Genomic DNA, 13,025 nt, shown 5'->3' with positions numbered 1-13,025 from the left:
GGATCGTCAGCAGTAAACTGCAGCGCTTATGGGCGCTTGGTGAATGCGCCGATCAGCTGGTGCTGCATGCGATAGCTGACCTGGCGGCTCGATTCACGGCCGCGGGCGTCGATGACGGATCCCAGGGCCTTGCGGAAATCGTTCTTGCTCTCGGTCATTTCAGTCTCCATGCACGTGTGACGAGGGTCTGTTGCCTTCGTCACGATCTATCTAGGCCGCGCCGCAAGGTTTGGTTAGGCCTTTGCGGTCAGACCAGCCCTGCAAGACTCGCAAGTCCCGTTACCGCTTCGTTAATTTGGTATTCAGCTTGCCGTATTCGCGCTCATAGCGATCGATATAGCGGCGAGCCTCGCGCTCGCGGCCAGCGACCAGCGCATCAAAAGCCCGTGTAAGGAAATTCTTGTCCTGTGCCATCTTCGCTCTCCTTGTTTCTGCAACTAAGTTGGGGAGCGGGCGGCGATTTGCCATAGCCCGATACCACACGCCAGCCATGACCGGAGCGCATTCCGGCCCGAGGAGCCGCCATGACCGCCCAGAGCTTTCCCGCCACCGTTTTCCAGAGCTTCGACGAAAAGTCCGACAGCAGGACCGTGGCGCCGCGTCTCGCTGCCCTTCGGCAAGCCATGGCCAAGGCCGGCGTCGATGGCTTCCTCATCCCGCGCGCCGATGCGCATCGCGGCGAATCGGTACCGGCCAGCGAGGCTCGCCTGGCCTATGTGTCGGGCTTCACCGGTTCAGCCGGACTGGCCGTGGTCGGGCCGAAGAAGGCCGCACTATTCGTCGATAGCCGATACACCCTGCAGGCACCGGCCCAGACCGACACCAAAAGGATCGCGGTGGTCCAGACCGACCGCGGCGGCATGAATGAGGCGGTCACCACCATCGTTCCCAAGGGCGGTCTGCTGGCTTATGACCCATGGCTGCACACCCCGGGCGAAGTGCGCGAAATGACGACCCTGCTGGCCGGCCACGCGACACTGGTGCCCAGCCCCAACCTGGTCGACGCCATCTGGGCCGACCGCCCCGGCGCGCCGGTCTCCACCATCGAGTTCCTCGGCCACAACCGCGCCGGACAGACGGCGCCGGACAAGATCGCTGAAATCCAGCAAGCCATCGCCGCCGACCAGGCCGATGCCGTGGTGCTGACACTGCCCGAATCGATCTGCTGGCTGCTCAACATGCGCGGCCGCGACGTGCCCAACACGCCCTTCGTGCTCGGCTTCGCCATCGTGCCTAAAAAAGGCCAGCCCACGCTTTATCTCGATCCCACCAAGATCACCGATGAATTGAGGACCGCCCTGGCCGGCGTGGCCAAACTGGCCAGCAGCAAGACACTACCGGCCGCACTGACCCGACTGGGCAAGAGCGCCAAGGCAGTGCTGGTCGATCCGGCCAGCGCGCCAGAAGCCATCGTCTCGGCACTCAAGCAGGCGGGGGCCAGGCTGGTGGAAAAACGCGATCCAGTGCTGCTGCCCAAGTCGCGCAAGAACCCGGCCGAACTGTCGGGCATGCGCGAGGCACATTTGCTCGACGGGGTGGCTTTGGCCAAGTTTCTCGCCTGGTTCGATGACGCCGCACCCAAGGGCGGGCTGACCGAAATCGGTATCGTCACGGCGCTCGAAGCCTTCCGCCGCGAAGAGGAAAGCTGTGTCGATGCCAGCTTCGACACCATTTCCGGCGCCGGGCCGAACGGGGCCATCGTGCATTACCGGGTAACCGGCAAGACCGACCGTGCCCTCAATCCCGGCGAATTGATGCTTGTCGATAGCGGCGCGCAATACCTGTCGGGCACGACCGACATCACCCGCACGCTTTCGACCGGCAAGCCCAGCGACGAGGAACGCGACCGCTATACGCGCGTGCTCAAGGGCATGATCGCCATTTCCATGGCGCGCTTTCCCAAGGGCACGACCGGGGCGCAGATCGACGTGCTGGCGCGGCAATTCCTGTGGCAGGCCGGCGTCACCTATAATCACGGCACCGGGCACGGCGTGGGCGCGTATCTGGGCGTACACGAGGGGCCGGTTGGGATTTCGTCGCGCTACACGACGCCGTTCGAGGTGGGCAATGTCATCTCCAACGAGCCGGGCTACTACAAGGCCGACGCCTATGGCATCCGTATCGAGAACCTGATCACCGTGATCGAGAACGCAGATTTCCCGGGCTATCTGGAATTCGAGACGCTGACCCTGGCGCCGATCGACAAGAGGCTGATCCGCAAGTCGCTGCTATCGGAGGCGGAGCGGGAATGGCTGGATGCGTATCATCATCGGGTGTGGAAAGAGATCGGGCCGCGGGTCAAGGGGAAGGTCAGGGACTGGCTGAAGGAGGCGACGGGGGCGCTGTAGGCTCCTCACCTCTCCCTTTGGGGGAGAGGTCGACCCGTCTTCGGGTCGGGTGAGGGGGCCTTCCCCACGCAACTCACCCTGGAAAGGCCCCCTCACCCGGCGCTGCGCGCCGACCTCTCCCCCAAGGGAGAGGTGAAGGGCCCTCAATACCCAGCGGCCGCCTCGGCGAAAATCTCGCTCAGGCGATATTCATTATCCGGATTGGTGGAAACCACATCGTCGATCTTCCAGCCACCGTCCTCCAGCACCAGTTCATAGCTCAGCGCACGGGGCTCACCGAAATTGCGGAAGGTCACATCGACCGCGGCATAGTCGCCGGCAATGCCGGGCGTGCCGATTTCCAGTTCGGTGATGTCGTAATCCTGCCCGTCGATATAGGGGTCGAAGCTGATGGCGCCCATTTCGCCTTCGCCCGCCAGTTCCACGTCATTGTCATAGAGCGCCTGCAGCGCCCGCGAGCGGAACTGGCTCTCGTCCTCGGAGAAGGTGTCGCTGAAATAGGGCTCGTAAAAGGCTTCGAGCAGCGCCTGTGGCGTCTCATAGGGCTGGGCGGCCGCAAGGCCTGTCAGGGCGAGGAACAGGCCGATGGCGAAAGCGGCTAGGCGCATGGAGAACTCCGAAGGTCAGTTGAACCAGAGGGCAAAGCCCGGCCAGTTGTCACCGAATACGCGATTGGCATCGGCAAACGCCTGGGCATCGGCAATCGGGCCGTCCTTGAGATAGGGCAGCGCGCCGAGGCCGGTGAACAGCATGACCAGGTCGGTCTCGGTGGCCGTATCGAAATACGCCTTGAGATCAAAACCCTGCTTGAAGCGCCAATGCGGCAGCAGCAATTCGCCATTGAGGATTTCGTCGAGCCTGTCGAGCGTCGCCAGCCAGGCAGCGACCGTCTCCTGCGTTACCGGCGTATCGGGCACCAGCGAAGTCTGCTGCGGGCCGGGCAACAGTTCCCGGTCATCGTCGGTCTCGGCCAGGATCAGTTCCCAATTCTTGCGCGACAAGGCGGTGATGGACAGCAGGCGCTCGCGCACCCCGGCCAGCCGCGCTGCATCGGTGACCGGAAAATCGGCCGTGTGAATGGCCGCGATGATGTCGGCGATGAAAGTGTCGCTGTCGGGGTCCATGAACAGCGTGCCGCCGCGCGAATAGTCCTGCATCGGCAGATCGGCCTCGGGGAAGACCCGGTGCAGATAGGCATCGTAGAATTCGGAGAAATCATGGGCCAGCAACAGCTCGGCCGGGGTCGAGATAATGGTGCTGTAGCCGGCCAGCCAGATGGCATCGGCATTGTCGAAGCCGATGGTCAGGTCCGGGGCGGACTCGGGACCGGTCTTGCGCTTGCCCGATGGCGGCGGGCCATCGGGGGCGGGAATATCGGTGAATTCACCCAGCGGGCCGAGCAATGACGCCAGCGTTTCGCCCGGCTCGGCCGTGCCATTGCCATCGAGATCGATCCGCACCTTGAGCGGATCGATGGGAATGACGTAGCCGGTGCCCATATCGGCCATTTCGAAATGGCCACGCGCCACGTCGAGCAGGCTGGCGAATTCCTCGAGAATGTCACGCAGGCCCTGATAGGTCAGCGGCTCCGGATCGGGATTGGCCGGGCGGGCCGGGGCGTCGAGCCCCATGCCGAACAGCATGGCCATGGCCGGCGAATTGGGCGCCGTCGCGCCATGGCGATAAAGCGCCTGCGCGGTGCGCTCATAAGCGGTGACCAGATCGAGCATGCCGAGTGCAAAGCAGGCATCGGCATTGTATTCGTCGCAGCGTTGCAGGGCCAGGTCGCCGATTTCGGCGAGCGTGCCATCATAGAGGCGCTGGGCCAACTGGTCGCCGACTTCGCTGGCGGAAGCCGCAGCCGGCAACAGCAGGGCAGCCAGGGCGGCCGCGGAAAAACCCCTCATCACACTCTCCCTCGTGGCGTCGCGCCTATTTGCCGACGCGTACGAACCACTCGTCTTCGCTGATGACCTCGACGCCAAGCGCTTCGGCCGTCTTCAGCTTGGAGCCGGCGCCGGGGCCGGCGATCAGGATATCGGTTTTCGCCGATACCGAACCCGCGACCTTGGCGCCCAGCCGTTCGGCCATAGCCTTGGCTTCCGATCGTGTCATTTTTTCGAGGGAGCCGGTGAAGACCACGGTCTTGCCGGCGACGACACTGTCGGCGGAGACATTGACGATGTAGGGCCTGGGATGGACCTGGGCCAGCAGGGCATCGAGCACATCGTCATTGCGCTGATTGCCGAAGAAGCCGACCAGCGCCTCGATGACCGTGCCGCCAATGCCATCGACCGAGGGGAATACGCTTTTGGGGTCTTCGGCGGCGGCGGTTTCCTTGCCGACCTTGATCAGCTCATCCATCGTGCCGAAGGTGCGCGCCAGGGCGGCGGCGGTGGTTTCCCCGATATGGCGGATGCCCAGCGCGAAGATGAAGCGGTCGAGCTCAGGCTCGCGGCGGGCGTCGATGGCGGCGAAGAGCTTGTCGAGGCCCTCGTAATTGCGGTCTTCGACGGCGCGGACATTCTTGCGCACCTTGCCCGAAGCGGCTTCGCGGGTTTTCGCCTGTTCCTCGCGGCGCTCGGCCAGAGCCTGCTGCACGGCCGGGCGGCGATCCCGGAGGGTGAAGATATCGGCGGCGGTTCGCACCAGGCCCTTACTGAAGAAAAGCTCGATATTTTCCGCACCCAGCCCCTCGATATCGAGAGCGCCGCGCGACACGAAATGGCGCAGCCCTTCCACCGCCTGGGCCGGGCAGATCAGTTCGCCCGTACAGCGGCGGCGGGAATCCTCCTTGCCGGTCTTTTCGTTGAGTTCGCGCGTGGCGGGCGATTTGCAGATCGGGCATTCATGCGGAAACTGATAGGGCACGGCATCGGCGGGGCGCTTTTCCAGCACCACGCGGACGATCTGGGGAATGACATCCCCTGCCCGCTGGATGACCACCGTGTCGTCTATGCGGATATCGATCGGCTCGTCGCCACGGATCGGCAGGCCATTGCTGTCGATGCCGGCAATATAATCCTCGTTGTGCAGGGTGACATTTTCCACCACCACGCCGCCCACCGTGACCGGCTGCAGCCGCGCCACCGGGGCCAGCGTGCCGGTGCGGCCGACCTGGATATCGATGCGCCTGACCGTGGTCGTCGCCTGTTCGGCGGGGAATTTATGGGCCACGGCCCAGCGCGGCTCGCCGGTGACGAAGCCCCAGCGGCGCTGCAATTCGAGCTGGTCGACCTTGTAGACGACCCCGTCGATATCGTAGCCGAGCGAGGAGCGCTGTTCCTCGATCTTGCGATATTGCGCGATGAGTTCGTCCACGGACTTCGCCCGGACCATCAGCGGGCTGATCGGAAAACCCCATTCGGCGAATTTCTGCACCGCATCATACTGGGTCGGCGCCGGGTCCTCTGACGTGGCGCCCCAGGCGTAGGCGAAGAACCTGAGGTTGCGGCTGGCGGTAACCGAGGCGTCCTTCTGACGCAGCGAGCCGGCCGCCGTGTTGCGTGGATTGACGTAATCCTGCCCGCCGGCGGCGGCCGAACGGGCCTTCAGCGCCTGGAATTCGGCATAGGTCATATAGACCTCGCCGCGGATTTCGATGGTCTGCGGCCAGCCCGAGCCGGCGAGCTTTTCGGGAATGTCCTTGATGGTGCGCAGATTGGCGGTGATGTCCTCGCCCACAGCGCCGTCGCCGCGCGTGGCGCCTTGCACGAAGATGCCATTCTCGTAGCGCAGGGAGGCCGAGAGCCCGTCGATCTTGGGCTCGGCGGTGAAGGCGATTTCCAGCCCCTCGTCGCGCTGGAAGAAGCGCTGGCCGCGCGTGATGAAATCAACCACGTCCTCATCGGTATAGGCCTTGGCGAGGCTGAGCATGGGCACGGCATGGCGCACCTTGGCGAAGCCTTCGGCCGGCGGCGCGCCGACCGATAGCGATGGGCTATCCTCGCGCACCAGGTTGGGGAATGCTTCCTCGATGGCGTCATTGCGGCGGCGCATCGCGTCATAGGCCGCGTCGGTGATCTCGGGCGCGTCCTTCTGGTGATAGGCGATATCGGCCTCGGCAATGGAAGCGGCCAGGCGGGCCAGTTCGCTATCGGCTTCGGCTTCGGTGAGATCGTCGACGGGTTTTTGGGACAGGTCGGTCACGATTGATACTCGCTGCGTCATTCAACCACCGGACTCCCCCTCTCCCCCTTGTGGGAGAGGGTGCCAGAAGGGCGGGTGAGGGGTTGCCTCCGCATACACAACGCAGCAGCCCCCTCATCCGGCGCTGCGCGCCACCTTCTCCCACAAGGGGAGAAGGGAAGAAAGGGCGCCCTACCCCACCTCGCTCAGCAATTTGCTCGCCGCGGCCCGCGCCTCGTCGGTTACCTTGGCCCCAGCCAGCATGCGGGCGACTTCCTCCTGCCGTGCATCGGTGCCGAGCGGCTTTACGTGGGTGCGCATGAAGGCGCCTTCGCTGACAGCCTGCTTCTCGATGAGCAGATGCCGCTGCGCCCGTGCGGCCACCTGTGGCGCATGGGTGACGGCGAGAACCTGCACCTTGCCGGCCAGCCGCGCCAGGCGGCGGCCGATGGCGTCGGCGACGGCGCCACCGACGCCGGTGTCGATTTCGTCGAAGATCAGCACCGGGGCGGAGCCGGACGCGGCCAGCACCACCTTGAGGGCGAGCAGGAACCGGCTGAGCTCGCCGCCTGAGGCAACCTTGAGCAAGGGGCCGGCGGCGGTGCCCGGATTGGTCTGTACGTGAAAGGCGATCTGGTCGAAGCCAGCGGCAGAAATTCGGCTCTTATCGATCTGGTGATCGACGATGAACCTGGCCGAGCCCAGCTTGAGGTCGGGCAGTTCCGCGCCGACCGCCTTGCCCAGCGCCGCGGCGGCTTTGGCGCGGCCGGCGCTGAGCGTTTCGGCCAGCTTGCGATAGGTTTCCAAGGCCCTGGCTTCGGCGATCCTGAGGGCGCCGAGACGCGCCTCGCCGCTCTGCAGGGTATCGAGATCGGCGCTGTATCGGGCCAGCACGCCGACCAGTTCGTCGCATGTCGTCTGGTGCTTGCGGGCAGCGCCGCGCAGGGCGAACAGGCGTTCTTCCACTCCCTCCAGTTCGGCCGGATCATAGGCCATTTCGCGCTTGAGATCATCAAGCGCATCGCCGGTCCGGTCCAGCGCCACCAGCGAGGCATCCAGCGTATCGACGAGGGGCTGGAACAGGTCCTGCCCGCCATCGATCTTGCGCATCAGCCGCCGCATCAGGCTCGCCAGGGCCGGCGCCGGCGCAGCGGGGCCATTGAGCATGTCGTCGATCTCGATGACGTCGGAGGCGGAGCGCTCCACTTGCTGGAGATGCTGGCGGCGCCCGGCCAGTTCTTCTTCCTCGCCGGCAACGGGCTTGAGCTTGGACAGCTCGTCCACGGTATGGCGCGCATAGTCCTCGGCGGCCAGCGCCTGGGCTACGAGGGCCTGCTGCGCCACCACGGCATCCTGCGCGTCGCTGAGCTCCTGCCAGGCCGTGCCGACCCTGGCGGCAGCCGTCTCAAGCTCGCCGAAGGCATCGAGCGCGGCGCGATGGGTGGCGACATCGACCAAAGCCCGGTCATCATGCTGGCCATGGATTTCCACGATCTGGCTGCCGACCCGCTGCAGCAGCGAAGCGGAAACCGGCTGGTCGTTGATGAAGGCGCGGGTGCGGCCATCGGCAAACTGCACGCGGCGCAGGATGACATCCTCGTCATCGGGAATGGCATTGTCGCGCAGGACAGCGCGGGCGGGATGGTCAGCGGCCAGTTGCAGCACGGCGACCACCTGCCCGCTCTCCTGCCCGCTGCGCACCAGCGCGGCATCGCCCCGCCCACCCAGCGCCAGGGTCAGCGCATCGAGCAGGATGGATTTGCCGGCACCGGTCTCGCCGGTGAGAACCGTCATGCCGCCATCGAGCGCCAGGTCGAGCTGGTCGATGAGGACGATGTTGCGAACCGAAAGCGCGTTCAGCATGCGCGGACTATTCCCGGACTTCGATCAACCAAGGCGGATGAGCATCCATTTACTACCACTGTGTCATTCCCGCGAAGGCGGGAATGACACGAGGAGATGGATGCCTCCCAAAAACGAACCGGGGCGCATATTAGCACCCCGGAACAAACTAGCAACAAAATCCTTCGGAAGCGTTAGTTCCGCAGGCCGGCCATCCAGCTACCGTCATTGACCACGGGGGCCAGGCCCTGCTTGGCGAGCAGGTCGTAGGCTTCCTTGTACCAGGTGCTGGACGGGTAGTTGTGGCCCAGCACGGCGGCGGCGGTGGCGGCCTCGTTGGTGAGACCGAGCAACAGGTAGCCCTCGGTCAGGCGGAACAGGGCTTCCTCGACATGGGTCGAAGTCTGCCAGCTTTCCACCACGACGCGGAAGCGGTTGATGGCGGCGGTATATTGGCCATTACCGAGATAGTAGCGGCCTACCGACATTTCCTTGCCGGCGAGCTGGTCATAGGCCACCAGCAGCTTTTCGCGCGCATCCTCGGCATATTCGGACCTCGGATAGTTGGCAATCACCAGATTGTAGGCTTCGATCGCATCGGTCGACAGTTGCTGATCGCGGGTGATGTCCTTGATCTGGGCGTAATAGGCATTGCCCTTGAGATAGAGCACATAGGCCGCGTCGGGCTTGTTGGCATAGAGCGCCATGTAGCGGTCGGCCGCGAGAATGGCTTCATCGAGCTTACCGCCGCGATAATTGGCATAGACCTGCATCAGCTTGGATTTTTCCACCAGGGCATCGCGCGGATGCTGGCGGTCGAGCTGTTCCAGGGACTTGATGGCAGTCGCGTAATATTGCCGGTCCATATCGTCCAGCGCCTTCTGATACAGCGTGGCGGCCGGAATGATCGGCTCTTCCTTGAGCTTTTCAGGACCGAACAGGCTGCAGCCGGCGAGAACCGCGGCCAGCAGGGCAACCGTGAGAAACCGGGCGGCCCGGCTGGTGAGACCACCAATAGCGTCAACTGTCACGAACTGCCCCGTCCTTATAACGAAAACCGCTTGCCTGCGGCGTAGTTAGCAAATGGATCAAAACTGTGGCACCGCCCGCCGCCCGACAAGGGATCAGCGCACGGACCGCAGATAGTGATTGACCGCCAACCCCTCGGGCTGGTCTTCGAATGCCTCGAATTCGAGCGGCAGGTCTTCGGCGCCGACTATCTCATAGTTGGCTTCGCTCGAAAAGAGTCCGGTCAACACATGCGCATTGAGCGCGTGCCCGCCCTTGTAGGAGCGGAAGCGGCCCCAGATGGGCAGCCCACCGAGCGAGAGATCGCCGATGGCGTCGAGCAGCTTGTGGCGCACGAATTCGTCTTCGTAGCGCAGCCCGCCCGGATTGAGGATGCGATCCTCGTGCACGGTAATGGAATTGTCGAGGCTGGAGCCGAGCGCATAGCCGGCTTGGCGCAGGATCTTGGCATCGCGCACGAAGCCGAAGGTGCGGGCGCTGGACACGTCCTCGTAGTAGCGGCGCGGGGTCCAGTCGAAAATCATGCGCTGGCGACCGATGACCTTGCTGTCGAAATCGATCTCGAGGTCGAGCGCGCGGCCATTATAGGGCTCGAGCGCCGCAAAGGCGTCATTGTTGCGCACCGTTACGGCGCGCATGACCTTGAGGAAGCGGCGCTGCACCGGCTGGATTTCGAGGCCGACCCGCAGGATGGCCTCGGCAAAGGGGCGTGCGCTGCCATCCAGGATCGGGCATTCGCCGCCATCGAGGGTAATGACGGCATTGTCGACACCCATGCCACTGAGGGCCGACATCACATGCTCGACGGTAGCGACGCTGATGCTGTCGCCCAGATCGAGCGTGGTGCAGAGGGTGGTGCGGGTAACGCGGGAGAAATGCACGGGAACCGGCGCAGTCCTGGTGCCATCGCCCTTTTCGCGGCTGATGGTAATGCCGCTATCGGCAGCACCCGGACTGAGCGTCATGGTCACGGGCTGGGCGCTGTGGACGCCGTATCCGGCGAAAGTGATCGCGGCCGCGAGGGTACGCTGGCGCGTGGACAGTTTTTGCATACTCGAAATAACTCCGACCCCAAGGCCCGGGACGCCCGAGACTGTGTTAGCCAAAAAAAACTCGGCGCGAAAGACGCGCCGAGCAATGTTTCTGGAATTTGCAGGCCGAATGTTAACCGTGCTTGCGCAGGAAGGCTGGGATTTCGAGGCTGTCCTTCTGCGGCGCGGGCGCCGGCTGGCGGCCATGGGCATCGGACAGGCCGCGTGCGCCCTCGACGGCCGGCGCAACGCGCGAAGCCCTTGCCCCACCGGCCTCTATGGCGCTGCGTGCCGCAGCATCATCGGCTGCCGAATAGTTGGTTTGCTCGCCAGCGGCCGGCTGGGACTGGCCCAGATTGAGGCCGACATTGGAGGCCAGCTTCTTGAACAGCGCGCGCGCATTGCGCGGCTCGGCGTCGTGACGTTCCTGCGGTTCCTGTGACCGCCTCGCAACAATCGGCAGTTCCTCGGTGCGCGGCATGCGGCGCTGCCCTTCGGGGCGAGCGGCATGGGACGGCACATAGACACTGGGAACCGGCTCTTCGGCGATCGTGGTCGATTCCTCGGCTTCGTGCATGCTCTCGGCGGCCGGAATATACGGTTCGACGAAAACACCGTCATCCTCGTCATATGACGAGATCGGCGCCGGTGCTGCATTGAACGCTTCGGCGACAGCAGCCGCGAACTGGTGTTCGATGGCCTGCGGCGCGGCCGGCGTGGTAACGGCAGCGCGCTCGGTCTGCGTGCGGGTCGGCTCGACCGGCACATGGCGGCGCACTTCGAGCGGGGTGCGCGAAGCATGCGGCTTGGCCGGCTCCAGCGCCTGAACCATGGTGGCATCGGTGCCGGTGGCGACGACGGACACGCGGATCGTGCCGGTCAGGCTCGGATCGTAGGTGGCGCCCAGGATGATGTTGCAGTCCGGATCGACTTCCTCGCGAATGCGGCTGGCCGCTTCATCGACTTCGTAAAGGGTGAGGTCCGGACCACCGGTGATGGAAATCAACAGGCCACGCGCACCCTGCATCGACACATCGTCGAGCAGCGGATTGGCGATGGCGGCTTCGGCCGCGTGGCGGGCACGATCTTCGCCCGAGGCTTCCCCGGTCCCCATCATCGCCTTGCCCATGCCGCGCATCACGGCGCGCACGTCGGCGAAGTCGAGGTTGATCAGGCCTTCCTTGACCATCAGGTCGGTGATGCAGGCAACGCCCGAAAACAGCACCTGGTCGGCCATGGCAAAGGCGTCGGCGAAGGTGGTCTTCTCGTTGGCGACGCGGAACAGGTTCTGGTTGGGGATGACGATCAGCGTATCGACATGGCGATGCAGCTCGTCGATGCCGTCATCGGCCAGGCGCGTACGGCGATTGCCTTCGAAGTTGAACGGCTTGGTGACGACGCCAACAGTGAGAATGCCCTGCTCGCGTGCAGCGCGAGCCACGACGGGCGCGGCGCCGGTGCCGGTGCCGCCACCCATGCCGCAAGTGATGAACACCATATGCGAGCCGGAAAGGTGATCGTTGATCTCGTCCCAACTCTCTTCGGCAGCCGCGCGACCGACCTCGGGATGCGACCCCGCACCCAGGCCTTCGGTAACGCCCACGCCGAGCTGGATGATCCGCTGGGCCTTGGACAAGGCCAGGGCCTGCGCATCGGTATTGGCAACGACAAAATCCACCCCGTCGAGCCCGGATTCAATCATGTTGTTGACGGCGTTGCCGCCACCACCGCCAACACCGAACACGGTGATGCGGGGCTTGAGTTCCTGGATATCGGGAATGGTGAGGTTGATAGTCATGGAAGGCCCCATAGTGGCTTGGTTGGTAAAGATTTACCCTCCCAAACGTTAACCGGCCCCTAACAATTGCCTCGCCGGTGTTAACGTGAACGCAATTTGCGACACATGGCGGTTACCCATTGACGGCGCGTTAACCACGCCGCGGCCGAACAGAGCCCGTTGACATTCATTATATAACCAAATAGGAATATAACACATTGGTTCTGGACAAGGATCCGGCGCCGCTCATTCGAGGAGAACGACAATGACCAAGATCATGCCCTGCCTGTGGTTCGACAACCGCATCGACGATGCCATCGCGTTCTACACCGAGACCTTCAAGTCGGCGAAGGTCCACGACGTGGTGCGCCAGGATCCCAAGGGCCCGGCCTTCACCGCCGTTATCGAGCTGGAAGGGCAGAAATTCATGCTGCTCAATGGCGGCGCGGACTTCAAATTCACCGAGGCCGTGAGCTTCGTGATCGACTGCGCCGACCAGGCCGAGGTGGATTATTTCTGGAACACCTTCGTCAGCGACGGCGGCGAGGAAAGTATGTGCGGCTGGTGCAAGGACAAGTTCGGGCTGAGCTGGCAGGTGGTGCCCAAGCAGGTTTTCGAAACCGTCTTCGGCCCCGACAAGGCCGGCGCCAACCGCGCCATGCAGGCTATGATGCAGATGCGGAAGCTCGACGTGGCGGGGCTGCAGAAGGCGTATGCGGGGGCGTGAGGGGATACTCGTCGCACCCGATCCCACCTTTCCCAAGCCCACCGCGCGTCACCCTCGGGCTTGTATCGACGAAATCTGATTAAGATGTCCCGGGAGGCGGTCGCACCCGCGCTCCCGGGCAGACATCGACCGTCCTCGGGCAG

At 64.1% G+C, this 13,025-nt stretch carries 11 protein-coding genes; 2 read left to right on the top strand and 9 right to left on the bottom strand.

All coding sequences use genetic code 11. From position 1 onward, the window contains the following. Positions 1-26: 26 nt before the first annotated feature. Together ASD80_RS19195 and ASD80_RS19190 are read right to left on the bottom strand one after the other, a co-directional pair. Positions 27-158, bottom strand: a complete 132-nt coding sequence (locus ASD80_RS19195) for a hypothetical protein (RefSeq protein WP_263574796.1) — start codon at positions 156-158, stop codon at positions 27-29. 121 nt (positions 159-279) lie between these two features. Beyond that, positions 280-414, bottom strand: coding sequence for a hypothetical protein (locus ASD80_RS19190; RefSeq protein WP_274532317.1), 135 nt, complete (start codon positions 412-414; stop codon positions 280-282). Positions 415-524: 110 nt separating this feature from the next. On the opposite strand from ASD80_RS19190, the gene ASD80_RS09325 reads away from it, so the two are divergent. Continuing rightward, positions 525-2,348: an aminopeptidase P family protein gene (locus tag ASD80_RS09325; RefSeq protein WP_056231880.1), complete on the top strand. Its 1,824-nt coding sequence runs from the start codon at positions 525-527 to the stop codon at positions 2,346-2,348. A 143-nt stretch (positions 2,349-2,491) separates the two neighbouring features. Here the strand turns inward: ASD80_RS09325 and ASD80_RS09320 are convergent, their stop codons facing one another. The 7 genes from ASD80_RS09320 to ftsZ form a co-directional block, all read right to left on the bottom strand. Next, on the bottom strand, positions 2,492-2,956 hold the full coding sequence (locus ASD80_RS09320; protein WP_056231876.1) for a DUF3828 domain-containing protein: 465 nt from the start codon (positions 2,954-2,956) through the stop codon (positions 2,492-2,494). Between the two features lie 15 nt (positions 2,957-2,971). Further along, a complete protein-coding gene (locus ASD80_RS09315) occupies positions 2,972-4,255 on the bottom strand; it encodes a hypothetical protein (RefSeq protein ID WP_056231874.1) in 1,284 nt (427 codons plus the stop codon). 25 nt (positions 4,256-4,280) lie between these two features. Then, positions 4,281-6,488 carry an NAD-dependent DNA ligase LigA gene (ligA, locus tag ASD80_RS09310; RefSeq protein WP_056232725.1) on the bottom strand — a complete coding sequence of 736 codons (2,208 nt, stop codon included), beginning with the start codon at positions 6,486-6,488 and terminating at the stop codon, positions 4,281-4,283. Between the two features lie 180 nt (positions 6,489-6,668). After that, entirely contained in the window at positions 6,669-8,339 is a 1,671-nt protein-coding gene (recN, locus tag ASD80_RS09305) for a DNA repair protein RecN (protein WP_056231871.1), read from the bottom strand. A gap of 173 nt (positions 8,340-8,512) precedes the next feature. Beyond that, positions 8,513-9,349 (bottom strand): outer membrane protein assembly factor BamD, encoded by an 837-nt coding sequence (locus tag ASD80_RS09300; protein ID WP_244488973.1) that lies wholly within the window; start codon positions 9,347-9,349, stop codon positions 8,513-8,515. A 93-nt stretch (positions 9,350-9,442) separates the two neighbouring features. Then, positions 9,443-10,399, bottom strand: a complete 957-nt coding sequence (lpxC, locus tag ASD80_RS09295) for a UDP-3-O-acyl-N-acetylglucosamine deacetylase (RefSeq protein ID WP_056231865.1) — start codon at positions 10,397-10,399, stop codon at positions 9,443-9,445. Positions 10,400-10,511: 112 nt separating this feature from the next. Then, the gene (gene ftsZ, locus ASD80_RS09290; protein WP_056231862.1) at positions 10,512-12,176 is read right to left on the bottom strand and encodes a cell division protein FtsZ; all 1,665 of its coding nucleotides are present in this window, start codon (positions 12,174-12,176) and stop codon (positions 10,512-10,514) included. Between the two features lie 244 nt (positions 12,177-12,420). Between ftsZ and ASD80_RS09285 the strand changes: the two genes are divergently transcribed. Further along, positions 12,421-12,882: a VOC family protein gene (locus ASD80_RS09285; RefSeq protein ID WP_056231859.1), complete on the top strand. Its 462-nt coding sequence runs from the start codon at positions 12,421-12,423 to the stop codon at positions 12,880-12,882. Positions 12,883-13,025 lie beyond the last annotated feature (143 nt).

Origin of the sequence: Devosia sp. Root635 (genome assembly GCF_001427605.1) — a bacterium.
GTDB lineage: Bacteria > Pseudomonadota > Alphaproteobacteria > Rhizobiales > Devosiaceae > Devosia.
Note: the sequence above shows the minus strand (reverse complement) of the source record. Positions and strands in the feature narration are given on the sequence as shown.